Source organism: Streptomyces ficellus (assembly GCF_009739905.1).
In the GTDB taxonomy this organism is placed as follows: domain Bacteria; phylum Actinomycetota; class Actinomycetes; order Streptomycetales; family Streptomycetaceae; genus Streptomyces; species Streptomyces ficellus_A.
In genome coordinates this window covers 2,754,972-2,780,865 of the sequence record NZ_CP034279.1, presented here as the reverse complement: position 1 = coordinate 2,780,865, position 25,894 = coordinate 2,754,972, and the positions used below count along the sequence as shown (strand labels likewise).

The window sequence follows — 25,894 nt, the reverse complement described above, 5'->3', positions numbered from 1 at the left end:
ACGGGACCGATGGGCGGCCGTCGGTCCCGTTCGGCATGCTGGGATCGGTGTCACAGCCGCAGAAGGAGACCGCCGTTCCCGACGACTTGGGCGTCTACCAGACGCTGGGCGTCGCCCACCCCTCGCGCGGGCGTCTCTTCGTTCCGGATCTGGTCGTCATCCCGGAGAGTGCCGTGGTCGAGCTGGAGGGGAGCGAGGCCGCTCCCCTCACGGCTGCCGAACTGGTCGTGGACATCACGTCCCGCTCGAATGCCAGCCACGACCGGTTGAACAAGGCCGCCGCGTACGCGGAGGCCAAGGTCCCGTTCTACCTGCTCATCGACCGCTTCGCTCCCACCGGACCGGCCGTCACCCTCTACGGAGAGCCCGAGGGCGACGTCTACCGCGTCCTCGTGACGGTGAAGTTCGGCGAGGACATCCGTCTCCCCGCCCCCTTCGGCCTCACCGTGGAGACCAGCGCCTTCCCCTTCGGCTGATCCGCCCGCGATCGGGCGGCCATCGATGAGTTCCGCGCCCCGCGCGGGTCTCTTCCCATGTGGACACCACGGATCCGGAAGTCTTCCGCGTCGCCGGCCTGATCGATCCCGCCGACGTCCCCCGCCTCTGTGAGGAACTGGCCGCGCTCCTCGGTGAGCGCGACGGCCCCGACGTCGTCTGCGACGTCGGCGCCGTCACCCGGCCGAACCTCGCCACCGTCGAGGCCCTCGCCCGGCTCCGCCTCACCGCTCAGCGGCGGGGCCGCCGGATGACCGTGCGCGACGCACAGCCCGCCCTGCGGGCCCTGCTGGAGCTGGTCGGGCTGGCCGACCTGCTCCTGGTCACCCCTCCGGCGACGCCTCCAGCCGCTCCGGAAGGTCGAACAGCGGGAACCAGCGCTGCACGTCCAGGAACGACGTGATGCCCGAGACCTTCCCGTCCGCGATCTCGATGACCATGAGCGCCCAGGGGCTGAAGCCGCCCTCCGGGTCCGGGTGGTAGTGCGCGAACGCCGGCGTGCCGTTGGCGACCACCGGCACCAGGCGCGAGCCCCGGCACACCTCGCCGACCCCCAGCATCCAGCCCACGATGTCGTCGTGGCCCCGCAGCCACAGGTCGTACGGCGGCATGGAGAGCGTGGCGTCCTCGTGGAGCAGGGCGGTCAGCGCCGCCATGTCGTACCCCTCGAAGGCGGCCACATAGCGGTCCAGGAGCTTCTTCTGCTCCTCGTCGAGCGGGTCGGCCGTGTCGGTGGCCGCCGGCTCGGACTCCGCGAGCGTCGCCCGCGCCCGCTGGAGCGCGCTGTTCACCGAGGCCACCGACGTGCCCAGCAGCTCGGCGACCTCGCTCGCCCTCCAGGCCAGCACCTCGCGCAGGATCAGCACCGCCCGCTGCTTGGGCGGCAGGTGCTGGAGCGCGGCGACGAACGCCAGCCGCACCGTCTCCTTCGCCACCGCCGCCTCCGCCGGGTCGGCCACCGTCGGCAGCACCCGCCCGTCCGGCACCGGCTCCAGCCAGGTGACCTCGGGGCGCGAGTTCAGCTGTGCCTTCGCCACCGGCACCGGCGCCGTCAGGTCCATCGGACGCGCCCGCCTGTTGCCCGCGTTCAGCGCGTCCAGGCAGACGTTCGTCGCGATCCGGTACAGCCAGGAGCGCACCGAGGACCGGCCCTCGAACTTCTCGAAGCTCCGCCACGCCCGGACCATCGTGTCCTGGACGGCGTCCTCCGCCTCGAAGGCCGATCCCAGCATCCGGTAGCAGTACCCGGTCAGCTCGGTCCGGTACTGCTCCAGCTCCGCAACGTCGCCCGCCGCACCCGTCATCGCGTCCACCCCTGTCGCGCTTCCCATGCCTCTTCACGGAAGCTACCGCAGGGGACTGACAACGCGGGTCAGGTTCCGGGCTTGCGCCCGTAGACGAACACGTCGTCGCCGTTCTTCAGCATGTTCCAGTACGCCTTGGCGTCCGCGGTGCGCATGTTGACGCAGCCGCGCGAACCGGGCGGGTTGTACATCGACACGCCGACCGAGTGGAAGGCCTGCCCGCCGTCGAAGAACTGCGCGTACGGCATGCGCACGTCGTAGAGCGTCGACCAGTGGTTGATGTTGCGGTGGTAGATCTTCCGCGAGCCGGTACGCGTCTCGTACTTGTCCCGCCCGGTCCGCACCGGCACCGGCCCGTACACCAGCTTGGCGCCGTCCTGGATCCAGCTCAGCTGCCGGGTCAGGTCCACGCACGCGATGCGGCCCTTGTTGGTGGGGCACGCCTTGGCCGCGTTCGGGTTCTTGCCCGCCGCGCGCTGCTGGTTGATCGTGTTCATCGTGCGCCAGGTGACCTCCCCGGCGTACCCGATGGTCGGAGTGATCCCGTGCCACCGCTGGAACGTCTGTATCGCCTTGCAGTCGGCCGCGGACTGCTTCCCGTCCACCGGCCGGCCCATGAACTTCTCGACCTGCTTCTGGTACGGCCCGGTCGACGTCGTGCACGACGCCGCCTGCGCCGGTGACGCGCCCAGCGCCACCGTCAGCGGCACGATCATGCCCGCGACGCCGAGCGCGGCCCCCACCCGTCTGCGTGTCCCACCCACGTTCACCACTCCCCTTGGAGCCCCTGCTGTTGCTTATGCCCTTAGGACGCTCGCGGCAGCCGCGCGGTTGTACGTCTCGCGGGATTTCCGGTTCTCCACCCGCGCGGCGTGCGTCCCGTACAGGGTCAGCGACACCACGCCGAGGACCGCGACCAGGCCCAGCAGGACCGTGCCGGCCCAGCCGCCGGCGTGGAAGGCGACCGCGCCGAGCGTGCCGCCCGCGCTGCTGCCCAGGTAGTACGCCGACTGGTACAGCGCCGACGCCTGCGCCCGGCCGGTCCTCGCGGTCCGGCTCACCGACGACGAGGCGACCGCGTGCCCGGCGAAGAACCCGGCCGTGATCAGGACGAGGCCGAGCAGCACCATCGACAGCGCGTCCGACAGGGACAGCAGCAGGCCCGCCGCCGTCGTGGTCACCGCCAGGTACAGCGCGCCGCGCCGCCCCATGCGGCCGACCAGCCGGCCGGCCGCGGCCGACGAGACCGTACCGACCAGGTAGACCAGGAAGATCGAGCCGACCACGCCCTGCGGCAGCGAGAACGGCGCCTCGACCAGCCGGTAGCCGATCACCGTGTACACGGCGCCGAAGACCGTCATGAACAGCGCGCCGATCGCGTACAGGCGCATCAGCAGCGGGTCGGACAGGTGGGTGCGCACGGTCCTCGCCAGCGCGCGCGGGCTGAGCGGGCCGGGCGAGAAGTGCCGGGCCCTCGGGATCATCAGCCGGAACACCACGGCGCACACCAGGGCCATCAGCCCGACCGCCGCGAGCGCGGCGCGCCAGCCCCACAGCTGGGCCGCCCACCCGGTGACGATCCGGCCGCTCATCCCGCCGATGCTGTTGCCCGCCACGAACAGCCCGATCGCGGCGACCAGCGCCTTGGGCCGCACCTCCTCCGCGAGGTACGCCATCGCCGACGCGGGCAGTCCCGCGAGCGCGGCGCCCTGCACGGCGCGCAGCGCCACCAGCCACTCCAGGCTCGGCGCGAACGGTACGAGCAGCCCGACGACCACGGCGACCACGAGGGAGCCGGTCATCAGGGTGCGGCGGCCGAACCGCTCGGACAGGGCGCTCAGCGGCAGGACACACAGGGCGAGCGCGCCGGTCGCGGCGGACACGGTCCAGCTGGCGGCCGAGGCGCTCACGCCGAAGTCGGCGGAGATGGCCGGGAGCAGGGCCTGCGTGGAGTAGAGGAGGGCGAAGGTGGCCACTCCGGCGGCGAAGAGCGCGAAGCTCATCCGGCGGTAGCCGGGTCGGCCGGGGGAAAGGCGGGTGTCGGCGACCGCGTCGGTGGCGGCCGCCTTGGTACTGGCGGAAGGCATAGGTCGACCGTAGGCACGACCGCTTCATGCGTCCAATGCATGGAACGGCTTTAATCGTTCCCATGGCGCATAACCACAGCTCACGGAAGTGGCTGTCACCGAACAGTAACGAAGAAGACATGGGCCTGCTGCTCGCGCCCCGGCTCGCGTACTTCGCGGCGGTGGCCCGTCACGAGCACGTGACGCGCGCCGCGCAGGACCTAGGCGTGCCGCAGTCCACGCTGTCCCGGGCCGTGGTCCGCCTGGAGGAGGACCTCGGGGTCGCGCTGTTCGCCCGCAAGGGCCGCACCGTGTCGCTCACCCCGGCGGGCCGCACCTTCCTGGCCTCCGCCGAGCGGGCGCTCGCGGAGGTGGAGCGGTCCGCCGACGCGGTACGGGTGGACGCCGACCCCTCGGCGGGGCGGGTCGCCTTCGGGTTCCTCCACACCATGGGCTCGGAGACCGTCCCCGGGCTGATCCGCGCCTTCCGGGTCGACCACCCCCGCGTGCGCTTCACGCTCGTCCAGAACTACGGCGAGGCCATGATCGAACGGCTGCGCGCCGGCGACCTGGACCTGTGCCTGACCTCGCCCGTCCCGGACGCCCCCGACCTGGTCGCCCGCCGGCTGGACGAGCAGCGGCTGCGGCTCGTCGTCCCGGACGACCACCGCCTGGCGGGCCGCAAGCGCGTCCGCCTCGCGGAGGCCGCCGACGAAACGTTCGTCACCCTGGAACCCGGCTACGGGCTGCGCCGCATCACCGACGCGCTGTGCGCCGAGGCGGGCTTCACCCCCCGGATCGCGTTCGAGGGCGAGGAGGCCGAGACCCTGCGCGGCCTGGTCGCCGCGGGCCTCGGCGTCGCCCTCCTCCCGCCCCCGGCCGTGCCCCGCCCCGGCGTCGTCGAACTGACCGTCACCGCGCCCCGCGCGGCCCGCGAGATCGGCGTCGCCTGGCTGGACGGCCACCCCGACACCCCACCGGTCGCCGCCTTCAAACGCTTCCTGCTCTCCCGCCGCGGCCGCCTCCTCGGCGAACCGGAGTAGGCCGCCGCTACCGCCCCCGCGCCTTGCCGAAACCCGAGGCCAGCGGCATCCGCAGGCCCAGGGGCGGGGGAGCGGCGAAGGCGTCGGCCAGGGGGCGGGCGAAGGGGTGGCCGAAGAGGGCGCCCAGCACGAAGTCGGCGGCCAGCGCGCGCACTTCGTCCCGGTGCTCGCGCAGCGCGTGGCCGTCCGAGTGGACCTCGAAACGGCACGTGTCGCGGTTCGTCTTCTTCGCGCGCTCCGCCAGCCGGTACGACAGCTCCGGATCCGTACGGCGGTCGTTCGTGCCGTGCACCACCACGACCCGGCGCCCGGCGAGCTGCTTCACCGGTTCGGGTGCCGCCGCCACGTCGTCCTCCGGCAGCCAAGGGGCGAGGGCCAGCACCGCGTTGACGGCCGTGTGGCCCGCCGCGCGCAGCGCCGCCCGGCCGCCCATGCCGCGCCCGGCGAGGCAGACCGGGACGTCGCCGTACCGGCGTACGACCTCCGAGACCGCCCACCGCGCGTCCGCCGCGAGCCGCGCGTCCGCGCCGTTCCAGCCGCGCCCCCGGTACCGCACCACATGGGCCACCAGGCCGTCCGCCCGGCCGGCGCGCGCCAGGCCGCGGGCCAGTGGAACGGCCGCCGCGTGGGCGCCCGGCGACGGGCCGCGCCCCGAGACCGGCTCCCCGTCCGGCAGGAGCAGCACCACGCCGCCCACCGCCGCGACGGACGACCCGACGGGCCGGCCCAGCCTGGGCGCCCGCGCCCCTCCCGTACCTACGAGTGCGTGGTGTGCCATGGCAGAACAGTCTCAGAAGACGACGTGCACGCGATCGGTACTCGTGGTCACTGTTACGTATCGACGCGCACGGGACGCGCCTTCTACGCGCGTAGGGGCTAGAGTTCGAAAATGACGAGCCAGACACCCGACATCCCCACCGCGGACCAGATCCGCCGAGCCCCCAAGGTGCTGCTCCACGACCACCTGGACGGCGGTCTGCGCCCCGGCACCATCATCGACCTCGCCGACGCCACCGGCTACACGTCGCTGCCCGAGCGCGAGCCGGACAAGCTCGGCATCTGGTTCCGCGAGGCCGCCGACTCCGGTTCGCTGGAGCGCTACCTGGAGACCTTCGCGCACACCTGCGCCGTCATGCAGACCCGTGAGGCCCTCGTCCGTGTCGCCGCCGAGTGCGCCGAGGACCTCGCCGAGGACGGTGTGGTGTACGCGGAGGTGCGGTACGCCCCGGAGCAGCACCTGGAGAAGGGCCTCACCCTCGAAGAGGTCGTCGAGGCCGTCAACGAGGGGTTCCGCCTCGGGGAGCGCCGCGCCCGCGAGAGCGGCCACCGCATCCGGGTGGGCGCGCTGCTCACCGCCATGCGGCACGCCGCCCGGGCGCTGGAGATCGCCGAACTCGCCAACCGCTACCGGGACAACGGCGTCGTCGGCTTCGACATCGCGGGCGCCGAGGCCGGCTTCCCGCCCACCCGGCACCTCGACGCCTTCGAGTACCTCAAGCGCGAGAACAACCACTTCACCATCCACGCGGGCGAGGCCTTCGGACTGCCGTCCATCTGGCAGGCGCTCCAGTGGTGCGGCGCCGACCGCCTCGGCCACGGCGTGCGCATCATCGACGACATCCAGGTCGCCGAGGACGGCACCGTCACGCTCGGCCGCCTCGCCGCGTACGTACGCGACAAGCGCGTCCCGCTGGAGCTGTGCCCGACCTCCAACCTGCAGACCGGTGCCGCCGCCTCGTACGCCGAGCACCCCATCGGGCTGTTGCGCTCCCTGCACTTCCGGGCCACGGTCAACACCGACAACCGCTTGATGTCGGGCACGAGCATGAGCCGTGAATTCGAGCTGCTGACCGAGACGTTCGGCTACACGCTCGACGACATGCAGTGGTTCACCGTCAATGCGATGAAATCAGCATTCATTCCTTTCGATGAACGGCTGGCGATGATCAGTGACGTGATCAAGCCCGGATATGCCGAGTTGAAGTCCGAATGGCTGTTCCGGCAGACCGTCACGACCAGCGGTTCCGTGCCGAAGACGCCCTGAAACAGGGTCTCCGCGAACGGTCGGGAAATTCCATGACCTGGCCGTCGCGGATGTTTGCGGGGCTTGCGGGGCGATGGCTAAGTTGCTGAGCCGCTCATCTTTCCCCGAGTTCTCCCAAGGACGACATTCTGATGAAGCAGTCCGCCAAGACCCTCGGTGCCGCCGCTCTCGGTGCCGCGTTCGCCGCTGCCGCCGCCGGCACCGCCTCCGCGGCCACCACGACGCCCACCAGCGCCGCGCTGGGCGCCGCCACCGCCACCGCGGTGCCGGTCGTCCAGTCCGCCGTCGAGCAGGCCCCGAACAACGCCACCGAGCTGCTGGCCACCGGCCAGGGACTGGCGGGCGCCGCCACGCAGAACGCCTCTCTCCAGGGCCTGCCCATCGACCCGGCCGCCGCCACCGGCCTCCTCGGCGGCCTGCCTATCGGCGGCACCCTCCCGGTCGCCGGCCTCGGCGCCTGACCCGGCGGCATCCGTACGAGCCGAAGGGGGCGCCCGCCTTACCCAGGCGGGCGCCCCCTTCGTGTGCGCGCGACGACTACCAGGCCGGCTTGGCGGCCTTCTCGGACGGCAGCAGTATCCACAGCGCCAGGTAGAGCAGGAACTGCGGTCCCGGCAGCAGACACGACGCCACGAAGATCACGCGCATCGTCGTCGCGGAGGTGCCGAAGCGCCGAGCCAGCGCCGCGCACACTCCGCCGATCATCTTTCCGTCACGAGGGCGGACAAGTGCGGCCATGGTGGGCTCCTTCGCGAAGAGAAGTCGTACCTTTCGGATAACCCCATCCTCGCCCGGATGCCCCGGACAAAACGTCGGACTACGGGGCGATGCCGACCCTGGGAATCCTCGGGGTCGCACCCTGAGAGACATCGTCCCTGAGCATTCCCACCGTGTGACCCCGGCCGCCGCCCCCGGCCGGCCGGCGCCCACGCCCCGGCCCGCCCTGACGGCGCCGCAGCCGCCCCCGCCACGCGGGCACCACCGCCAGGTGCGCCAGCGCCACGCCCGCGGTGTTCAGCAACAGCGCGTCGACGTCCACGACCCGGCCCGGCACCGCCGTCTGCACCAGCTCGATGCCCAGCGACACCAGGACGCCCGCCATGACCGTACGGGCCAGCGACGCCCACGGGGACACGTCCAGCCGGCCACCGGCCATCGGCAGCAGCACCCCCAGCGGGGCCAGCAGCAGCAGACCCTCACCGATCCGTCTCGCGGCCTCCAGCGGACCCATCGCCAGATCGGCCTTGATCCCCGCCAGGGGCTCCAGATTCGCGGCCGTCACCCACATCACGTCCCGCGGCCGCAGCGTCAGCCACGCCACGAGCACAAGATGGGCGGCGAGGAGGACGAGCCCCGCCGTGCGGAAGCGGATGGCGGCACTGCCGCCCGAACCATGACGCTGCACGCCCCCCAAGACGCGCCGACCGGCACGATCGGTTCCGCCCCCGGCCGCCTGCGTCAGGCCGCCGGCCGGGTCGGGACCGCCGAGTCCGGACGCTCCCGCAACTGCGCCGAGCACGCGTAACGCCGGACCGGGTACGAACCCGGGCCCCCGAGCAGCGCCGTCCCACCGTCGGCCGTCGACCCGTTCTCCGCGTACGTGCACACGATCTGCGACAGCGCCGCCGCGGGCAGGTCCTCCGGCTGGCGGCTCAGCCGCAGCGCCCCCTCCGGGTCGCCCTCGCGGCCCGCCGACACCGTCAGCGGCCCCTCCACGGACGTGGTGAACCCCGCCTCGCGCTCACCCGGCGCGGGCTCCGCGAGCAGCTGGTTCAGCAATGCCCGCGCCACCGCGACCCGGCTGCCCGCCGGATCCTTGTCACCGGTCTCCGCCACCGTGCGGTCCACCGCCTCCAGACCGGACGCGCACACCAGGAACACCCGCACCGGCACCTGCTGCGCCTGCGCCCGCGGCTCGACGTCCTCGCCCGACACGCTGCACGGCAGCCGCGACGGCGCGGCACCCGCGTCGACCGGCACCGACGTCGTACGAATCCCGCAGCCGGTGGCGACGGCGGCGACCACGGCGAACCCCGCGAGCGCCACCGCGGCCCGCCGCTCACGCACCCTCATCACCGCCACCCTCCTGCCCGTCCTCCCCGGCCGCCGGGCCGTCGCCCGTCCGGGACGCGTCCCGCGGCAGCCGCAGCACGAACACCGCGCCGTCACCGTCCGGCGAGTTCGCCGCCGTGATGTCCCCGCCGTGGATCAGGGCGTTCTCCATCGCGATCGACAGGCCCAGCCCCGAGCCCTCCGAACGCGGCCGTGACGCGCTCGCCTTGTAGAACCGGTCGAAGACGTGCGGCAGCACGTCCTCGGGGATGCCGGGACCGTGGTCGCGCACCTCGATGAACAGGTCGTCGTCCGCCGTCCGCACCGCGACCCGCACCGGCGACCCGCCGTGCTTGAGCGCGTTGCCGATCAGGTTCGCCAGGATCACGTCGAGGCGGCGCGGATCGAGCCGCGCCACGATCCCGCGCTCGGCGTCCAGCTCCACCGCGTCCAGCCAGGCCCGCGCGTCGATGCACGCCGTGACCTGGTCGACCACGTCGACGTCGTCCAGGACCAGCCGTGCCGTGCCCGCGTCGAAGCGCGTGACCTCCATCAGGTTCTCCACCAGCGTGTTCAGCCGCCGCGTCTCACTGACGACCAGCGCGACCGCCGGAGCGATCATCGGATCGAGGCTGTCCTCCTCTTCTTCCAGCACCTCCGTCACGGCCGTCAGCGCGGTCAGCGGCGTACGCAGCTCGTGCGACATGTCCGCCACGAAGCGCCGGCTCGACTCCTCCCGCGCGCTCATGTCCGCGACCTTCTTCTGCAGGCTCTCCGCGGCACTGTTGAACGTCCGCGACAGATCGGCCAGTTCGTCCGTGCCCGACACTCGCAGCCGGGTGTCCAGCCGGCCCTCGCCCAGCCGCCGCGCCGCCTCACCGAGCCGGTGCACCGGCTTCAGCACGGTCGTCGCCGCGGCCTGCGCGAGCAGCGCCGAACCGATCAGCGCCAGCGCCGACGCGATCCCCAGCGACCAGGCCAGCGAATTGAGGTCCTGCCGCTCCGGCTCCAGCGACTTGAGCATGTACCCCGTCGGCCCGCCGCCCACGATCCGCGTCCCGCCCACCAGGTACGGCGTGCCGTCCCGCGTGGTCCGCTGCCAGAACAGGTGGTACGGGAACTCGTTGCCGTCCCCCACCTCCTGCCGCTCGTTGACCGCCGCCCGCAGCTCCATCGGCACGTCGTCCATCGTGAACCGGTCCGGGTCCGACACCCCCGCGATCGGCTTGCCCGCGGCCCGCTCGCCCAGCAGCACCACGCCGTACCCGACCCCGCCGGACGACATCTCCTCCGCCGTCCGCCGCAGCTCCTCCTCCGTCGGCCGCAACGGCAGCGTCGCCGCCCGCCGCTGCATCTCCTGCCGGAAGTCGTTCAGCGCGGAATCCTGCGTCCGCTGGAGCACCGCCTCACGGTTGAGCCAGTACGCGATGCCCGACGCCGACGCGGCGGCGGTCAGCGCGACCAGGGCGAACACCACGACGAGACGGAGCCGCAGACTCGTCCGCCTCACGCAGGCACGTCCAGCCGGTAGCCCACACCACGGACCGTACGGATCAGCGTCGGCGACGACGGCACGTCCTCCACCTTCGCCCGCAGCCGCTGGACGCACGCGTCCACCAGCCGCGAGTCGCCCAGGTAGTCGTGCTCCCACACCAGCCGCAGCAACTGCTGGCGGGACAGCGCCTGACCCGGCCGGCGGGACAGCTCCAGCAGCAGCCGCAGCTCCGTCGGCGTCAGCTGGAGGTCCTCACCGTTCTTCGTCACGGTCATCGCCGAGCGGTCGATCACCAGCGACCCGAACGTCGCGGAGTCCGTGGACTCCCGCTCGCCGCGCCGCAGCACCGCCCGGATCCGCGCGTCCAGCACCCGGCCCTGCACCGGCTTGACGACGTAGTCGTCCGCGCCGGACTCCAGCCCGACCACGACGTCGATGTCGTCGCTGCGCGCGGTCAGCAGGATGATCGGCAACTGGTCGGTGCGCCGGATCCGGCGGCACACCTCGAAACCGTCGATGCCGGGCAGCATCACGTCCAGCACGATCAGGTCCGGCCGCTGCTCACGCAGCAGTTTCAGGCCGTCCTCGCCCGTCGCCGCGGTGGCCACTCTGTGGCCCTGGCGTGACAGCGAGAGTTCGAGGGCCGTGCGGATGGAATCGTCGTCCTCGATCAGCAACAGGAAAGGCACGCCGTCATTCTGTCCCATGGGGGCCGGACAGATCGACCGGTGGGGCCTGTGACAGGTCTGTGACAGACGGCGGACACCGGTGTGAAGTGGCCCGGGCAGAGTCATGGGCACAAGGACCGGAGCAGACTCCAACCGACGGGGGGCGCGAGATGAACGCACTGCACAGCACCACCTCAAGCGCAGTTGTCACGCGTCTCCACGACGTCACGCGGAGCACGGAGAAGTCCGGCGCGGTGAACTCGCGGGGGTGCGTTCGCAGCGCCGGGCGTCAGCACAAGGCGCCCTACATGGTCGCCGTGTCTGACGGGGGAGCGGGGTACGGGGAGGCAACGGGAGAGCGGACGAGCCTCACGGAGGCGGAGTTCACCGCCTACGTGCGCGAGCGCCGCGCCTCCCTGTACGCCACCGCCTACCACCTCACCGGCGACCGGTTCGAGGCCGAGGACCTGCTCCAGAGCGCGCTGTTCTCGACGTACCGCGCCTGGGAGCGCATCAGCGACAAGGCGGCGGTCGGCGGCTACCTGCGCCGCACCATGACGAACCTGCACATCAGCGCCTGGCGGCGGCGGAAGATCGACGAGTACCCGACCGAGGAACTCCCCGAGGCGGCCGGCGACACCGACGCGATGCGCGGCACCGAACTGCGCGCCGTGCTCTGGCAGGCGCTCGCCCGGCTGCCCGAACTGCAGCGCACGATGCTGGTGCTGCGGTACTACGAGGGCCGCACGGACCCGGAGATCGCGGAGATCCTGGACATCAGCGTCGGCACGGTGAAGTCGAGCATCTGGCGCTCCCTGCGCCGGCTGCGCGAGGACGAGGTCCTCAGCTTCGGCCGTGACGAAGAGGAGTCCTTCGGCCAGCTCGTGGCCTGAAGGCAGGGGGGCCGGTCGCGGTTTCGGGGGAGACGGCGACCGGTTGAACGGGGAAGAGGGCCTCTGCGGGGACGGGGGCCCCGGGGGGACACGGGGGTAACGGGGAAGGCGCGGGGCCGGACAAGACGGGGGGTCTTGTCCGGCCCCGCTCCGCGTTCGCGGCCCGTGCCCTCGGGGGCGTCCGGATTACGCCGGTTCCGGGGCGCGGGGGGCTGGAGCGGTCAGCGGGGGCGCCGGGGTCACCGGGGCGCGGTGGCGGCCGGCCGCGGCGGCGGCGAGACGGCCCAGCGCCTCGGCCTTGTCGCAGGGGTGGGCGCCCAGGGCGGTCTGGCGGGTGACGATCGAACGCTCCGCTCGCATCAGGCGCCAGCCCCGGCGCAGCAGGACCGGCACCGACTTGCGGCCCTCGCGCAGGTCCCGCACCAGCCGGCGGCGGAACGTGGTGGACGGCCGGCCGCGCAGGCACAGGGCGTCCGCCAGGACGCCGAGTTCCTGGCACCGCTCCACGACGTCCGCCGCGAAGATGCCCTCGGCGACGAACAGCGGTGTGCGCTCGATGTCGAGGACGTCGTGGTCGACGCGCGAGCTGGTGGCGATGTCGTACACCGGCACGGCCGTGCGCCCGGTGGCGCACAGCTCCACGATGGCCGCCACGGCCGCGTCCGCGTCCCAGGACAGCGGGGAGTCCCAGTCGACGTCCGTGCTCCCGGGCACGAGCGGGAGCGTCGGGTCGTCGGCCTCCTTGTAGAAGTCGTCGAGGCGCAGCACGGGCAAGCCGGTGCGGGCCGCGAGGGAGGACTTGCCGGAGCCGGAGGGGCCCGCGAGCAGCACGACGCGGGTCGGGATCGGTTGGGAACTCACGGGACACCAGTGTGAACCATTGACCCGGTCGGGGGACCCCGCAAGGGACCCGTTGGTATCCAGCATCACATGTCAAATACGGTGCGTACCCGACAGGTTACGCAGGTGGCAGGAGCTTCCATGACACGTCAAACCTTGCTGAAGGCCGGGCTCACCGTCTCGGCGCTGGGCGCCGCGCTCGGGGTCACCGGGGGCGCCGCGCACGCCGTGGTCCAGCCGCCGCAGGTGCCCCAGCTGCCCCAGACGGACCCCCAGGCGGCCCTGGAGGGGACGATGGGCGCGGTCCCGCACGTGACGGGCGTGGCGAAGAACCTGAAGGTGAACCCGCTCGCGCAGACGGGCGTGGACCCGCTCAACAACGGTGTCGGAACGCAGGTCAGCGACTTCCGCCCGGTCGACACGACGATGCTGACCGGCTCGTTGACGAGCGCCCCGAACCTGCCGGTCGCCGGACCGCTGCTGGGTGGCGTCGTCCCGGGCTAAGAGGGGCCCCGCACGGAGAACGGCTCCGCCTCCCCCGGACGGAGGGGAGACGGAGCCGTTCGCTCACGGGGGTCCCGGTCAGTACGAGGACCCGGAGGCACCCAGGGAGCCGGTGGGGTGCCAGACGGTCTTGGTCTCCAGGAACGCGGTCAGCCGGTGCGTGCCCGGGTCGGCGGTGAAGTCCTCGCCGTCCACGGCCGCCGGGCGCAGGACGCGCTTGAGGTTGTCCGCGGCGGCGATCTCCAGCTCGCGGGCCAGCCCGGCGTCGGCGCCCGTCAGGTCGATGGCGTTGACGTCCTGGTGCGCGGCGAGCGGCGCGGCGATCTCGGCCGCCCTGCCCGACAGGACGTTGACGACCCCGCCCGGCAGGTCGGAGGTGGCCAGCACCTCACCCAGGGACAGCGCCGGGAGCGGCGCCTTCTCGGAGGCGACGACGATCGCCGTGTTGCCGGTGGCGATCACCGGGGCGACGACGGACACCAGGCCGAGGAACGACGACTCGCGGGGCGCGACGACCGCGACCACGCCGGTCGGCTCGGGAGTGGACAGGTTGAAGAACGGGCCCGCGACCGGGTTCGCCCCGCCCACGACCTGGCCGATCTTGTCGGTCCAGCCCGCGTACCAGACCCAGCGGTCGACGGCCGCCTCGACGACCTCGGCCGCCCTGGACTTGGACAGCCCCTCCGCGTGCGCCACCTCGTGCACGAACTGGCCCTTGCGTCCCTCCAGCATCTCGGCGACGCGGTAGAGGACCTGGCCGCGGTTGTACGCGGTCGCGCCGGACCAGCCGCCGAACGCCTTGCGCGCCGCGACGACCGCGTCACGGGCGTCCTTGCGGGAGGAGAGCGGCGCGTTGGCCAGCCACTTGCCCTTGTGGTCCTGCACTTCGTACACCCGGCCGCTCTCGCTGCGGGGGAACTTGCCCCCGACGTACAGCTTGTAGGTCTTGAAGACGCTCAGACGGTTGTGTTCTGTCTTGTCAGACATCGAGGTACGCCTCCAGGCCGTGGCGGCCGCCCTCGCGGCCGAAGCCCGACTCCTTGTAGCCGCCGAAGGGCGAGGTCGGGTCGAACTTGTTGAACGTGTTGGCCCACACGACGCCCGCGCGGAGCTTGTTCGCCACCGCGAGGATGCGGGAGCCCTTCTCCGTCCAGATGCCGGCGGACAGGCCGTACTGGGTGTTGTTGGCCTTGGCGACGGCCTCGTCCGGCGTACGGAACGTCAGCACCGACAGGACCGGGCCGAAGATCTCGTCGCGGGCGATGGTGTGCGCCTGGGTGACGCCCGTGAACAGCGTCGGGGCGAACCAGAAGCCGGACGTCGGGATCTCGCACGCCGGGGACCAGCGCTCGGCGCCCTCGGCCTCGCCCGTCTCGGCCAGCGCCTTGATGCGGGCCAGCTGCTCGGCGGAGTTGATGGCGCCGATGTCGGTGTTCTTGTCCAGCGGGTCGCCCAGGCGCAGCGTCGACAGGCGGCGCTTCAGGGCGTCCATCAGCTCGTCCTGGACCGACTCCTGCACCAGGAGGCGGGAGCCCGCGCAGCAGACCTGGCCCTGGTTGAAGAAGATGCCGGTGACGATGCCCTCGACGGCCTGGTCGATGGGCGCGTCGTCGAAGACGATGTTGGCGCCCTTGCCGCCCAGTTCGAGGGTGACCTTCTTTGTCGTCCCGGCGACCTGGCGGGCGATGGCCTTGCCGACGGCGGTGGAGCCGGTGAAGGCGACCTTGTTCACGTCCGGGTGCTCGACCAGCGCGGCGCCGGCGTCCCCGTACCCGGGGAGGATGTTCACGACACCCTTCGGCAGGCCCGCCTGGCGGCAGATGTCCGCGAAGAACAGCGCGGACAGCGGGGTGGTCTCGGCGGGCTTGAGGACCACCGTGTTGCCGGTGGCGAGCGCCGGGGCGATCTTCCACGCGAGCATCAGCAGCGGGAAGTTCCACGGGATGACCTGGCCGGCCACGCCCAGCGGGCGCGGGTTCGCGCCGTAGCCGGCGTGGTCGAGCTTGTCCGCCCAGCCCGCGTAGTAGAAGAAGTGCGCGGCGACCAGCGGGAGGTCCGCGTCGCGGGTCTCCCTGATCGGCTTGCCGTTGTCCAGGGTCTCCAGGACGGCCAGCTCACGGCTGCGCTCCTGGATGATCCGCGCGATGCGGAACAGGTACTTGGCGCGCTCGGCGCCGGGCAGCGCCGACCACGAGGCGAACGCCTTGCGGGCGGCCTTCACGGCCCGGTCCACGTCCTCGGCCCCGGCCTGGGCGATCTCGGAGAGGACCTCCTCGGAGGCGGGGGAGATGGTCTTGAAGACCTTGCCGTCCGCGGCCTCGGTGAACTCGCCGTCGATGAACAGGCCGTAGGACGGCGCGATGTCGACGACCGAGCGGGACTCGGGGGCGGGTGCGTACTCGAACTTAGTCATCGTGATCAGTCCACCGTCACGTAGTCGGGACCGGAGTAACGTCCGGTGGCCAGCTTCTGACGCTGCATCAGCAGGTCGTTGAGCAGGCTCGACGCGCCGAACCGGAACCAGTGGTTGTCCAGCCAGTCCTCGCCGACGGTCTCGTTGACCAGGACCAGGAACTTGATGGCGTCCTTGGTGGTCCGGATGCCGCCCGCGGGCTTCACCCCGACCTGCACCCCGGTCTGCGCGCGGAAGTCGCGCACCGCCTCCAGCATGAGCAGGGTGTTCGGCGGCGTGGCGTTGACGCCGACCTTGCCGGTGGAGGTCTTGATGAAGTCCGCGCCGGCGATCATGCCGAGCCAGGAGGCGCGGCGGATGTTGTCGTACGTGGACAGCTCGCCGGTCTCGAAGATGACCTTCAGGCGCGCGTCGCCCGAGGCCTCCTTCACGGCGCGGATCTCCTCGTACACCTTCAGGTAGTCACCCGCGAGGAACGCCCCGCGGTCGATCACCATGTCGATCTCGTCGGCCCCGGCGGCCACCGCGTCACGGGTGTCGGCGAGCTTCACGTCGAGGGCGGCGCGGCCGGCCGGGAAGGCGGTCGCGACGGAGGCGACCTTCACGTCCGTCCCCGCGAGGCCCGCCTTGGCGGTGGCCACCATGTCGGGGTAGACGCAGACGGCGGCGGTGCGCGGCGTCGTGCGGTCGGTCGGATCGGGGTTGACGGCCTTGGCGGCGAGCGCCCGGACCTTGCCCGGGGTGTCCGCGCCTTCGAGCGTCGTCAGGTCGATCATCGAGATGGCCAGGTCGATGGCGTACGCCTTGGCCGTGGTCTTGATCGAGCGCGTACCGAGCGACGCGGCGCGCGCTTCCAGGCCGACGGCGTCGACGCCGGGCAGCCCGTGGAGGAAGCGGCGCAGTGTGCTGTCGGACGCGGTCACGTCAGCGAATGCGGATACAGAGGGCATGGTCACCACTTGAGCATATCTACGCGCGTAGCTGCCTGTACAGCCCCGGATCGCAAGCCTGTGGAAAACCGCTGGTGGCCACGGTGGCGTGAGGTCCGTCACGGGCATGTGACACGGAACGGACGGCTCCCCCACACACGATCCATAACGTGGACCGCGCAGCCCGCCCCACCTCACCGACCCGAGACCGACCCGAGCGGGCACGACACCCGGCGGGCCGCCGCGCACACCCCTCGCGGCGGCCCGCCGCACCCGTTCCCGGCAGCCCGCGGCCCGGCGGTGACGCGGAGGGCGCCGGTCTCCCCGTGTCGGACCCCGGGCCGTGAGGCAGAATCGGCCGCATGACGACGCCCCGAGAGCCCCAGTACGCCGACCGGTCCTTCCGCTCGACCGCGGGCATCGTGGGCGGGCTCCTGCTGATCGGCTTCGCCGCCTGGATCGGTGGCGACGCCCTGGTGACCGGCGAAGGCCGGGTGCGCTGGATCGCCGCCGCGGGCCTGCTGCTCGTGGTGCCGCTGATCGTCGCGTTCACCTTCCGGCCCGTGGTGTACGCGGGCGACGACCGGCTGCGCGTACGCAACCCCTTCCGCACCATCACCCTGCCCTGGGCGGCGGTCGCGGACGTCCGCGCCGGGTACTCCAGCGAGGTCATCACCCGCGCCGGCACCGTCTACCAGCTGTGGGCCGTGCCCGTCTCGCTGCGGGAGCGGAAGAAGGCGACGCGCCGCCAGGACCGCGCGGCGGCCGGCGCAGGACCCGACGCCGCCGCGGGCGCCGGTGCCGACCAGACCGTCGCCGACCTGCGCGAGCTGGCCGAGCGGGGAGCGTCACGGCCCACCGCGCAGGGCGACCCGCACGTCCGCTGGGCCTTCGAGATCATCGCCCCCGCGGTCACCGGTCTGGCCCTGCTCGTGGTCCTCCTGGCCGTCTGAGGGCGCGTCCGGCGCGACGAGTTCCGGCCGCGGTACGCGTGCTCACGGCGGCCCCGGCCACACCAGCAGCATGTAGCCGCCCAGCCACGCCGACGACAGCACCGCCCCGCCCAGCACCAGCCCCGCCACGGGCAGCCGCGCCCGGCCGACCGCCACCGCGAGCGGCAGCAGGAGCGGAAAGGCGGGCAGCAGGAAGCGGGCGCGCGGGAAGTACACCCCGCCGCTGCCCAGGACCACCAGCAGCAGCACCCCGCAGAAGACCAGCAGCGGCAGCGGCTGCCGGTCGGCCAGGCACAGCGCGTACAGGGCCACCGAGGCCACCAGCACCGCCGACACGGCCACCAGGAACAGCTGGGGCGTCCGGTCGTACGCCAGCAGCTCGCGCATCTCCCTGAGGGTGTCCGCGCCCCCGTCCCAGGTGTTGCGCCACAGCCGCTGCACGGCGAAGTAGCCGTCCCAGCGGCCCACCCGGGCCCCCACCCACGCCACGAATCCCAGCCAGCCGAGCGGGGCGGTCACCGCCGCGGTGAACGGCGGCCACGCGCGCGTGCGGGCCGCCGCCGCGAGACCGGCCACCGCCACGGCCACCGCCAGGGCGATCCCGGTCGGGCGGGCCAGCCCGGCCAGCACGGTCAGGGCGGCCGCCGCGTACCAGCGGCCGGTCAGCACCGCGTACAGCGCCCACGCGGCGAGCGCCGTGAACAGCGACTCCGTGTACGCCATCCACTGCACGACCCCGACCGGCAGCGCACCCCACAGCACCGTCAGCACCGTGCCCGCCCGGCGCCCGTACAGCCGGTCGCCGACCGCGAAGACGCCCCACGCGGCGGCCAGCGAGAAGACCACCGCCAGGGCGAGCGCCACCGACGCGCGCGAGCCGGGCGTGACGCCCGCGACCGCCTTGATCAGCACCGGGTAGAGCGGGAAGAACGCCAGGTTGTTGGAGTCGTAGGCGGTGCCGAGACGGTCCTGGTAGCCGTGGTCGGCGATGCCCAGGTACCAGTTCGAGTCCCAGGAGGAGGCCAGCACCGGCCACACTCCGTGGTGCTTCAGGTGCGCCCAGCGCGCCAGGACCAGCAGCCCGAGGAGCCGGACCGCCAGGTACCCGAGCAGCGCCGGAGCGGCGTACCGCAGCGAACGGGCGGTCCTGGCCCGTACGCCGCCCCCGCCCGCCGGGGACGGGGGCCGGCGCGACGCGGGGACGGTCGGGCGCGGGGTGATCACCGACGGCGGCACGGTGGCGCTCCAGGGGCTCGGCTTCGGTACCGGGGGTCACCCTGCTCGGTGACCCCTCCGCGTACCGGGACCCTGCGTCAAGCACCCGGCGAGAACCACCCGAACGGGTGCGTGCGCGGGTGGCGCCGCCCGGAAGCCGGCGGCCCTCTAGATGCCGGCGGCCGCCGCCAGGTCCCGCTTGATCGCGGCCAGGACCTCGTCGCCCTTCGCACGGGCAGCGGCCAGCTCGGCGGCGCCGGAGACCGGGACCACGACCTCCAGGTAGCACTTCAACTTGGGCTCGGTGCCACTGGGACGGACGATGACCCGCGCGGTGAACGCGCCGCCCAGGTGGTACCGCAGGCCGTCCGTCGGCGGCAGCTTGTCGGTCCCCTTGGTGAGGTCTTCGGCCGACGTCACCTCCAGCCCGGCCAGCGCGGCCGGCGGCTGCTCGCGCAGGCGGCTCATGGCGTTCGCGATGACGGTCAGGTCCTCCACGCGGACCGACAGCTGGTCCGTGGCGTGCAGGCCGTGCGCGACCGCCAGGTCGTCCAGCAGGTCGGAGAGCGTACGGCCCTCCTCCTTCAGCTCCGAGGCCAGCTCGGCCACCAGCAGCGCGGCCGTGATGCCGTCCTTGTCGCGCACCCCGCCCGGGTCGACGCAGTAGCCGAGCGCCTCCTCGTACCCGTAGGCCAGGCCCTCGACGCGGGCGATCCACTTGAAGCCGGTCAGCGTCTCCTCGTACGGCAGCCCCGCCGCGTCCGCGATCCGGCCCAGCAGGCTGGACGACACGATCGACTCGGCGAACGTGCCGGTGACGCCCTTGCGGACCAGGTGGGCGGCGAGCAGCGCGCCGACCTCGTCTCCGCGCAGCATGCGCCAGTCGCCCTCGTGCGGGACGGCGACGGCGCAGCGGTCGGCGTCCGGGTCGTTGGCGATGACGATGTCCGGCCGGACCTCACGCGCCCTGGCGAAGGCCAGGTCCATCGCGCCCGGCTCCTCCGGGTTGGGGAACGCCACCGTCGGGAACGCCGGGTCCGGCTCCGCCTGCTCCGCCACCAGGACCGGCGCGGGGAACCCGGCGCGCTCCCAGGCCGCGAGGACGACGTCCTTGCCGACGCCGTGCATGGCCGTGTAGACGACGTTCGCGGTCCGCGGGGACCCGGCGGTCAGCACGGCGTCCGTACGCGCCAGATAGGCCTCCAGAACCTCGTCCCCGAGGGTCTCCCAGCCGTCCTCGGCACGCGGCACGTCGTTCAGGCTCGTGATCGCGGCGATCTCCGCGGCGATCCCGGTGTCGGCGGGCGGCACGATCTGCGAGCCGTCGCCCAGGTACACCTTGTAGCCGTTGTCACGCGGCGGATTGTGGCTCGCGGTCACCTCCACACCGGCGACGGCGCCCAGGTGCCTTATGGCGTACGCCAGGACGGGCGTCGGCAGCGGGCGCGGCAGGATCGCGGCGCGCAGCCCGGCGCCGACCATCACGGCGGCGGTGTCGCGGGCGAAGTCGGCCGACTTGTAGCGGGCGTCGTACCCGATGACGACGAGGCCACCGGCGTGACCCTCGTCCTTGAGGTACGCGGCGAGCCCGGCGGCCGCCCGGATGACCACGGACCGGTTCATCCGCATCGGCCCGGCCCCCAGCTCGCCGCGCAGCCCGGCGGTGCCGAACTGGAGCGTGCCGCCGAACCGGACGGCCAGCTCGTCGAGGTCCCGCGCCTCGATGAGCGCCGCGAGCTCGTCGCGCGTCTCGCGGTCCGGGTCCTCGGCGAGCCACGCCTCCGCCTGCGCGATGAGGTTCTGCACGGTGTCTGCCTTCCTGGAAGTCGTTGGTGGAGCATGGCGAGCGCCGGTGGTGCGGTGGCGGGCGCCAGGGCCTCCGGCCGGGGGTGCTCGGACTCTCGCTTCGCTCGTCTTACGTCCGAGCACCCCCCGCCTGCGACCCCGTCACCCTCACGCGGGTGGGAAGCACCCCAGACCCGGCCCGCCCGGAGTGGCCCCGACGCCCACCGTGCCCGGACGGGCCACCGGTGCGAGCCGGGACACGCCCGGGTGCCGTCAGATGCGGGACAGCACCCGCGTCAGCAGCTCGCCCATGCGCGCGGCGGAGTCGCGGCCCGCCTGGAGGACCTCCTCGTGGTTCAGCGGCTCGCCCGAGAGCCCCGCCGCGAGGTTGGTGACCAGGGAGATGCCGAGGACCTCCGCGCCCGCCTCACGGGCCGCGATGGCCTCGAGGACGGTCGACATGCCGACCAGGTCGCCGCCGAGGACGCGGACCATGTTGATCTCGGCCGGGGTCTCGTAGTGCGGGCCGGGGAACTGGACGTACACGCCCTCCTCGAGGGTCTCGTCGACCTCCTTGCACAGCGCGCGCAGGCGCGGCGAGTACAGGTCGGTGAGGTCCACGAAGTTCGCACCGACGATCGGCGAGGCGGCCGTCAGGTTGAGGTGGTCGCTGATCAGGACCGGCTGGCCGGGGCGCATGCCCTCGCGCAGGCCGCCGCAGCCGTTGGTCAGCACGACCGTCTTGCAGCCCGCGGCGACGGCGGTGCGCACACCGTGGGCGACGGCGGCGACGCCGCGGCCCTCGTAGTAGTGCGTACGGCCGAGGAAGACCAGCGCGCGCTTGTCGCCGATGCTGTACGAGCGGATCTTGCCGCCGTGGCCCTCGACGACCGGCGGGGGGAAGCCGGGGAGCTCGGTGACCGGGAACTCGGCGTCGGGGGCACCGAGGGCGTCGACGGCCGGCGCCCAGCCGGAGCCCATGACCAGGGCGACGTCGTGGGTCTCGGCGCCGGTCAGCTCGCGCAGGCGCGCGGCGGCGTCGGCGGCGGCGGCGTAGGGGTCGCCCTGGAGGTGGTCCGGGGTGGCAGTTGCGTTCACAGAGTCTCTCGCCTCGCGAAGTAACAGTCGCCCCGGGCCGTGTCCGTGGACCGGGGGTCCGGGGGCCGGCCCCGGAAAAAATGCAGTACGCACAAGAGCGTAGCCCGAGATTGCCTACGCGCGTAGATGACGAAGCCCACGGACCGGGGATCGTTGCCTTGTCGTTTCCGACAAGGGCCCGGGAAGGGGGCCGCCCGCGGGGTTCAGCAGGGGCGCTTGCGCAGCTCCATCACGTAGTCGTGCGGGGCGCCCGCCGACTCCGCCGCGTCCGCGATCTCGCCCAGGTAGCGTGCGGAGGGCAGGCCGCCCTCGTAGCCGTTGAGGACGTACACCCAGGCGGGTTCCTCGCCGTCCAGGGTGTGCACGCGCACCCGCATGCGGCGGTAGATGTCCAGGCCGACGCCCTCCCAGCGGTCCATGGAGTCCTCGTCCATGGGGGCGATGTCGTACAGGGCGACGAACACCTGGGAGCGCGGCGCCTCCACGATCGTGGCCAGGGCGCCCTCCCAGCCCATCTGCTCGCCGCCGAACGTCAGCCGCCAGCCGTTGAGCCAGCCCGTACCGCGCAGCGGGGAATGCGGGGCGCGGCGGGTCATCAGCCGCGCGTCGAGGTTGCCGGCGTACGCGGCGTAGAGCGACATGGGACCGAGGGTACGGGAGGGCTGGGGGTGAGCGCTGTTTCCGGATGGAGGGCCCCGGGGGGAAGCACCCGGAGCCGTGCGGGACAATGGGGTACGTACTTGCACCCCTGCCGTGACGAGAGCGCGAGGCGTAACCCCTGTGACCCGGATCGTGATCATCGGTGGCGGACCCGGCGGATACGAGGCGGCCCTGGTGGGCGCCCAGCTCGGCGCGGAGGTGACCGTCGTCGACACCGACGGCCTCGGCGGAGCGTCCGTCCTGACCGACTGCGTCCCCTCGAAGACCCTCATCGCCACGGCCGAGGTGATGACCACCTTCGACTCCTCCCACGAGGAGCTCGGCATCATCGTCGCGGACGACACCCCGCACATCGACCAGGCGGCCCGGATCGTCGGCGTCGACCTCGGCAAGGTCAACCGGCGCGTGAAGCGGCTGGCGCTCGCCCAGTCGCACGACATCACGGCCTCCGTCACGCGTGCGGGCGCGCGCGTGCTGCGCGGCCGGGGCCGGCTCGACGGGCGCCAGGCGACGGACGGCTCCCGCCAGGTGATCGTCACCGCCGCCGACGGCAGCGAGGAGACGCTCACCGCCGACGCGGTGCTGATCGCGACAGGCGGCCACCCGCGCGAGATCCCCGACGCCCTCCCGGACGGCGAGCGCATCCTCAACTGGACGCAGGTGTACGACCTGGAGGAGCTCCCCGAGGAGCTCATCGTGGTCGGTTCGGGTGTGACCGGTGCCGAGTTCGCCGGCGCCTACCAGGCGCTCGGCTCCCGGGTCACCCTGGTCTCGTCGCGCGACCGCGTGCTGCCGGGCGAGGACCCGGACGCGGCGGCCGTGCTGGAGGACGTCTTCCGGCGCCGTGGCATGAACGTCATGGCGCGCTCCCGCGCCCAGTCCGCCAAGCGCGTCGGGGACCGCGTGGAGGTGACGCTCGCCGACGGGCGGGTCATCTCCGGTACGCACTGCCTGATGGCGGTCGGCGCGATCCCGAACACCGCCGGGATGGGCCTGGAGGAGGCGGGCGTACGGCTCAAGGACTCCGGCCACGTCTGGACCGACAAGGTCTCGCGCACCTCGGCGCCGGGCGTGTACGCGGCGGGCGACGTGACCGGGATCTTCGCGCTCGCCTCGGTCGCCGCCATGCAGGGGCGGATCGCGATGTACCACTTCCTCGGCGACGCGGTGACGCCGCTCAATCTGAAGACGGTCTCCTCGAACGTCTTCACGGACCCCGAGATCGCCACGGTCGGCTACACGCAGGCGGACGTCGACGCGGGCAAGATCGACGCGCGCTGTGTGAAGCTGCCGCTGCTGCGCAACCCGCGCGCCAAGATGCAGGGCATCCGGGACGGCTTCGTCAAGATCTTCTGCCGTCCGGGCACCGGCATCGTGGTCGGCGGCTGTGTCGTCGCGCCCCGGGCCAGCGAGCTGATCCACCCCATCTCGATCGCGGTCGACAACAACCTGACGGTCGAACAGATCGCAAACGCCTTCACCGTGTACCCGTCCCTGTCGGGCTCGATCGCCGAGGTGGCCAGGCAGTTGCACACCCGGAAGACCACCGGCGAGGCCTGACGCGCCCGGTACGGGTGGACAACACCCGGCAACCCCCGGCAAGTCGGGACATCGATCAGTCAAGGAACGTTCCCGGACGGGCCCGCCTATACCACTTGGCGGGCCCGTCTGTTCGCAACTTCCCTTAATAGGCGCATACCGCTGCAAAGAAACGGTCGCTGGGGTTACTGTCAGTTTCGTGTTCGCTGCAGAACGTCGTCAGTTGATCCTTGAAATGGTGCGCGCCAACGGGGCGGTATCGCTCCGGGAGCTCGCCCGCGTCGTCCAGACCTCCGAAGTGACCGTACGGCGTGACGTGCGGGCCCTGGAGGCAGAAGGACTCCTCGACCGCCGGCACGGCGGTGCGGTGCTGCCGGGCGGTTTTACGCGAGAGTCCGGCTTCCCGCAGAAATCCCATCTCGCGACCGCCGAGAAGACGGCCATCGCCGACGTGGCCGCCGGTCTCGTGGAGGAGGGCGAGGCCATCGTGGTCGGGGCGGGTACGACCACGCAGGAGCTGGCCCGCCGGCTGGCCCGCGTACCCGGGCTGACCGTCGTCACCAACTCGCTGCTCGTCGCCCAGGCGCTCGCCCACGCCAACCGGGTGGAGGTCGTCATGACCGGCGGCACCCTGCGCGGCTCCAACTACGCGCTGGTGGGCAGCGGGGCGGAGCAGTCCCTCCAGGGGCTGCGCGTCTCCCGGGCGTTCCTGTCCGGCAGCGGGCTGACCGCCGAGCGCGGGCTGTCCACGTCCAACATGCTGTCGGCGAGCGTCGACCGGGCGCTGGTCCAGGCCGCGGCCGAGGTCGTCGTCCTGGCCGACCACACCAAGCTCGGCACGGACACCATGTTCCAGACCGTGCCGACGGACCTGATCACCCGGCTGGTCACCGACGAGCCGCCCGTCCACGACGACCGGGCCGGGACCGAGCTCCAGGCGCTGGCCGACCAGGGCGTCCAGATCACCGTGGCCGGTCCGGCGCCCGGAACGTCCGGGGCGGAGGGCGGCCCGCCGCCCGGCCGGCAGACCCGCAGGGACGTTCCGCTCCCGGGCCAGCGCGGCCGCCACCCGGGCGGCCCCCAGCTCCGCGGCCTCGCGGCCGACGGCCAGCCCCCGGAGCGCGCCGCACGGGTGGCCGACCTCCGCCGCCGCTGAACGCCCCGGGCGCCGGGACGCCGGGGGAGCCGGGCGGGGTCAGGGCCTCAGGCCCCGCAGGGTCAGGGTCAGCAGGCGGTCGGCCAGTTCGGGGTCGTCCGGGGACTGTTCGGCCGCCAGGGCGATCGCGTTGGTGAGCTGCATCAGGTCGCCGATCGACACGTCCGTCCGCACCGCGCCCGCCTCCTGGGCGCGGACCAGCAGCCGCTCGCCCGCGGCGCGCATCGGGGTGCTGCACTGCGACAGGGCCGAACTCGTGTCGTGCGACGCCGACATGAGGGCGCGGGCCAGACCCCGGTACTCGCCCGCGTACGTGACGATGGCCCGCAGCCACTCCACCAGCGCCGAGCAGGGCTGCCCCGAGCCGGCCAGCTCGTGCGACCGCTCCAGCAGGCTCTGGAGCGCGTCCTGGAAGACGGCGTTCATCAGCGCGTGCCGGTTCGGGAAGTGCCGGTACAGGGTGCCGATCCCGACGCCGGCCCGGCGGGCGATGTCCTCCAGCGACGCGTCGGTGCCGTGCTCCGCGAACGCCACCCGGGCCTCGCCCAGCAGCCGCTCGTAATTGCGCCGGGCGTCGGCGCGCATGGGGCGTGGGGCGCCCGGCGCCCTGTCCGCCGCCGTCCCGCTCGCCGCCGCACTCGTCGCCATCGCGCCGTCCTCCCTCGTACCGCCGCCGTCCCGATACCTCCGCACTCTGCTTCCAGGATGCCATCGCGGACATGGCGGAGGGCCCGCCGGGCAT

General features: G+C 72.8%; 28 protein-coding genes. 10 read left to right on the top strand and 18 right to left on the bottom strand.

From position 1 onward, the window contains the following. The first annotated feature begins 47 nt into the window (after positions 1–47). Positions 48–476, top strand: coding sequence for a Uma2 family endonuclease (locus tag EIZ62_RS11970; protein ID WP_244375634.1), 429 nt, complete (start codon positions 48–50; stop codon positions 474–476). A gap of 59 nt (positions 477–535) precedes the next feature. Next, positions 536–898, top strand: coding sequence for an STAS domain-containing protein (locus EIZ62_RS11965; RefSeq protein ID WP_156692692.1), 363 nt, complete (start codon positions 536–538; stop codon positions 896–898). Here the strand turns inward: EIZ62_RS11965 and EIZ62_RS11960 are convergent. The 3 genes from EIZ62_RS11960 to EIZ62_RS11950 form a co-directional block, all read right to left on the bottom strand. Beyond that, complete coding sequence (locus EIZ62_RS11960; RefSeq protein ID WP_244375632.1) at positions 819–1,826, bottom strand: sigma-70 family RNA polymerase sigma factor; 1,008 nt, start codon at positions 1,824–1,826, stop codon at positions 819–821. The two genes, EIZ62_RS11965 and EIZ62_RS11960, sit on opposite strands and share 80 nt — an antisense overlap. A 41-nt stretch (positions 1,827–1,867) precedes the next feature. Further along, positions 1,868–2,515: a L,D-transpeptidase family protein gene (locus EIZ62_RS11955; protein WP_156696350.1), complete on the bottom strand. Its 648-nt coding sequence runs from the start codon at positions 2,513–2,515 to the stop codon at positions 1,868–1,870. Positions 2,516–2,596: 81 nt separating this feature from the next. Further along, positions 2,597–3,886, bottom strand: a complete 1,290-nt coding sequence (locus EIZ62_RS11950) for an MFS transporter (RefSeq protein WP_156692691.1) — start codon at positions 3,884–3,886, stop codon at positions 2,597–2,599. Between the two features lie 62 nt (positions 3,887–3,948). On the opposite strand from EIZ62_RS11950, the gene EIZ62_RS11945 reads away from it, so the two are divergent. Continuing rightward, on the top strand, positions 3,949–4,908 hold the full coding sequence (locus EIZ62_RS11945; RefSeq protein ID WP_156692690.1) for a LysR family transcriptional regulator: 960 nt from the start codon (positions 3,949–3,951) through the stop codon (positions 4,906–4,908). A 7-nt stretch (positions 4,909–4,915) separates the two neighbouring features. Here EIZ62_RS11945 and EIZ62_RS11940 read toward each other — a convergent pair whose 3' ends face one another. Then, positions 4,916–5,686 (bottom strand): alpha/beta fold hydrolase, encoded by a 771-nt coding sequence (locus EIZ62_RS11940; protein ID WP_156692689.1) that lies wholly within the window; start codon positions 5,684–5,686, stop codon positions 4,916–4,918. A gap of 111 nt (positions 5,687–5,797) precedes the next feature. Between EIZ62_RS11940 and EIZ62_RS11935 the strand changes: the two genes are divergently transcribed. Both EIZ62_RS11935 and EIZ62_RS11930 read left to right on the top strand, forming a co-directional pair. Next, positions 5,798–6,952, top strand: a complete 1,155-nt coding sequence (locus EIZ62_RS11935) for an adenosine deaminase (RefSeq protein WP_156692688.1) — start codon at positions 5,798–5,800, stop codon at positions 6,950–6,952. Positions 6,953–7,083: 131 nt separating this feature from the next. Continuing rightward, positions 7,084–7,413: a hypothetical protein gene (locus tag EIZ62_RS11930; protein ID WP_156692687.1), complete on the top strand. Its 330-nt coding sequence runs from the start codon at positions 7,084–7,086 to the stop codon at positions 7,411–7,413. A 76-nt stretch (positions 7,414–7,489) separates the two neighbouring features. Here the strand turns inward: EIZ62_RS11930 and EIZ62_RS11925 are convergent, their stop codons facing one another. The 5 genes from EIZ62_RS11925 to afsQ1 form a co-directional block, all read right to left on the bottom strand. After that, a complete protein-coding gene (locus EIZ62_RS11925) occupies positions 7,490–7,690 on the bottom strand; it encodes a PspC domain-containing protein (protein WP_073753831.1) in 201 nt (66 codons plus the stop codon). 79 nt (positions 7,691–7,769) lie between these two features. Then, the gene (locus tag EIZ62_RS11920; RefSeq protein ID WP_156692686.1) at positions 7,770–8,357 is read right to left on the bottom strand and encodes a VanZ family protein; all 588 of its coding nucleotides are present in this window, start codon (positions 8,355–8,357) and stop codon (positions 7,770–7,772) included. Positions 8,358–8,410: 53 nt separating this feature from the next. Beyond that, entirely contained in the window at positions 8,411–9,025 is a 615-nt protein-coding gene (locus EIZ62_RS11915) for a hypothetical protein (protein WP_156692685.1), read from the bottom strand. After that, positions 9,012–10,514 (bottom strand): sensor histidine kinase, encoded by a 1,503-nt coding sequence (locus tag EIZ62_RS11910; protein WP_244375630.1) that lies wholly within the window; start codon positions 10,512–10,514, stop codon positions 9,012–9,014. Before EIZ62_RS11910 ends, EIZ62_RS11915 begins: the two co-directional genes overlap by 14 nt. Next, on the bottom strand, positions 10,511–11,188 hold the full coding sequence (gene afsQ1 / locus EIZ62_RS11905) for a two-component system response regulator AfsQ1 (RefSeq protein WP_208827888.1): 678 nt from the start codon (positions 11,186–11,188) through the stop codon (positions 10,511–10,513). Before afsQ1 ends, EIZ62_RS11910 begins: the two co-directional genes overlap by 4 nt. Positions 11,189–11,337: 149 nt before the next feature. On the opposite strand from afsQ1, the gene EIZ62_RS11900 reads away from it, so the two are divergent. After that, complete coding sequence (locus EIZ62_RS11900) at positions 11,338–12,060, top strand: SigE family RNA polymerase sigma factor (protein ID WP_156692682.1); 723 nt, start codon at positions 11,338–11,340, stop codon at positions 12,058–12,060. Positions 12,061–12,246: 186 nt separating this feature from the next. Here EIZ62_RS11900 and EIZ62_RS11895 read toward each other — a convergent pair whose 3' ends face one another. After that, positions 12,247–12,987 carry a uridine kinase family protein gene (locus EIZ62_RS11895; protein ID WP_156692681.1) on the bottom strand — a complete coding sequence of 247 codons (741 nt, stop codon included), beginning with the start codon at positions 12,985–12,987 and terminating at the stop codon, positions 12,247–12,249. Positions 12,988–13,041: 54 nt separating this feature from the next. On the opposite strand from EIZ62_RS11895, the gene EIZ62_RS11890 reads away from it, so the two are divergent. Then, on the top strand, positions 13,042–13,404 hold the full coding sequence (locus EIZ62_RS11890) for a hypothetical protein (RefSeq protein ID WP_156692680.1): 363 nt from the start codon (positions 13,042–13,044) through the stop codon (positions 13,402–13,404). A gap of 78 nt (positions 13,405–13,482) precedes the next feature. Here the strand turns inward: EIZ62_RS11890 and EIZ62_RS11885 are convergent, their stop codons facing one another. Genes EIZ62_RS11885 through deoC form a run of 3 tightly spaced genes read right to left on the bottom strand, consistent with a single transcriptional unit; the run spans position 13,483 to position 16,767 of the window. Further along, on the bottom strand, positions 13,483–14,391 hold the full coding sequence (locus EIZ62_RS11885) for an aldehyde dehydrogenase family protein (RefSeq protein ID WP_156692679.1): 909 nt from the start codon (positions 14,389–14,391) through the stop codon (positions 13,483–13,485). Continuing rightward, positions 14,384–15,817, bottom strand: a complete 1,434-nt coding sequence (locus EIZ62_RS11880) for an aldehyde dehydrogenase family protein (RefSeq protein WP_156692678.1) — start codon at positions 15,815–15,817, stop codon at positions 14,384–14,386. Before EIZ62_RS11880 ends, EIZ62_RS11885 begins: the two co-directional genes overlap by 8 nt. A 5-nt stretch (positions 15,818–15,822) precedes the next feature. Then, on the bottom strand, positions 15,823–16,767 hold the full coding sequence (gene deoC, locus EIZ62_RS11875) for a deoxyribose-phosphate aldolase (RefSeq protein ID WP_156692677.1): 945 nt from the start codon (positions 16,765–16,767) through the stop codon (positions 15,823–15,825). Positions 16,768–17,108: 341 nt separating this feature from the next. On the opposite strand from deoC, the gene EIZ62_RS11870 reads away from it, so the two are divergent. Further along, the gene (locus tag EIZ62_RS11870) at positions 17,109–17,699 is read left to right on the top strand and encodes a PH domain-containing protein (RefSeq protein WP_156692676.1); all 591 of its coding nucleotides are present in this window, start codon (positions 17,109–17,111) and stop codon (positions 17,697–17,699) included. 42 nt (positions 17,700–17,741) lie between these two features. Here EIZ62_RS11870 and EIZ62_RS11865 read toward each other — a convergent pair whose 3' ends face one another. The 4 genes from EIZ62_RS11865 to EIZ62_RS11850 all read right to left on the bottom strand — a co-directional run bounded on the left by EIZ62_RS11865 (position 17,742) and on the right by EIZ62_RS11850 (position 22,438). Continuing rightward, a complete protein-coding gene (locus EIZ62_RS11865; protein WP_156692675.1) occupies positions 17,742–18,935 on the bottom strand; it encodes a hypothetical protein in 1,194 nt (397 codons plus the stop codon). 147 nt (positions 18,936–19,082) lie between these two features. Beyond that, complete coding sequence (locus EIZ62_RS11860) at positions 19,083–20,720, bottom strand: phospho-sugar mutase (RefSeq protein ID WP_156692674.1); 1,638 nt, start codon at positions 20,718–20,720, stop codon at positions 19,083–19,085. A 252-nt stretch (positions 20,721–20,972) separates the two neighbouring features. Further along, a complete protein-coding gene (locus tag EIZ62_RS11855) occupies positions 20,973–21,797 on the bottom strand; it encodes a purine-nucleoside phosphorylase (RefSeq protein WP_156692673.1) in 825 nt (274 codons plus the stop codon). Positions 21,798–22,000: 203 nt separating this feature from the next. Continuing rightward, entirely contained in the window at positions 22,001–22,438 is a 438-nt protein-coding gene (locus tag EIZ62_RS11850; protein WP_071965776.1) for a gamma-glutamylcyclotransferase family protein, read from the bottom strand. Positions 22,439–22,577: 139 nt separating this feature from the next. Here EIZ62_RS11850 and EIZ62_RS11845 point away from each other — a divergent pair, with 139 nt between their 5' ends. Both EIZ62_RS11845 and EIZ62_RS11840 read left to right on the top strand, forming a co-directional pair. Beyond that, complete coding sequence (locus EIZ62_RS11845; protein WP_156692672.1) at positions 22,578–24,017, top strand: NAD(P)H-quinone dehydrogenase; 1,440 nt, start codon at positions 22,578–22,580, stop codon at positions 24,015–24,017. 178 nt (positions 24,018–24,195) lie between these two features. After that, positions 24,196–25,152: a DeoR/GlpR family DNA-binding transcription regulator gene (locus EIZ62_RS11840; protein WP_156692671.1), complete on the top strand. Its 957-nt coding sequence runs from the start codon at positions 24,196–24,198 to the stop codon at positions 25,150–25,152. A gap of 39 nt (positions 25,153–25,191) precedes the next feature. Here the strand turns inward: EIZ62_RS11840 and EIZ62_RS11835 are convergent, their stop codons facing one another. Then, a complete protein-coding gene (locus tag EIZ62_RS11835) occupies positions 25,192–25,737 on the bottom strand; it encodes a TetR/AcrR family transcriptional regulator (RefSeq protein WP_156696349.1) in 546 nt (181 codons plus the stop codon). Positions 25,738–25,894 lie beyond the last annotated feature (157 nt).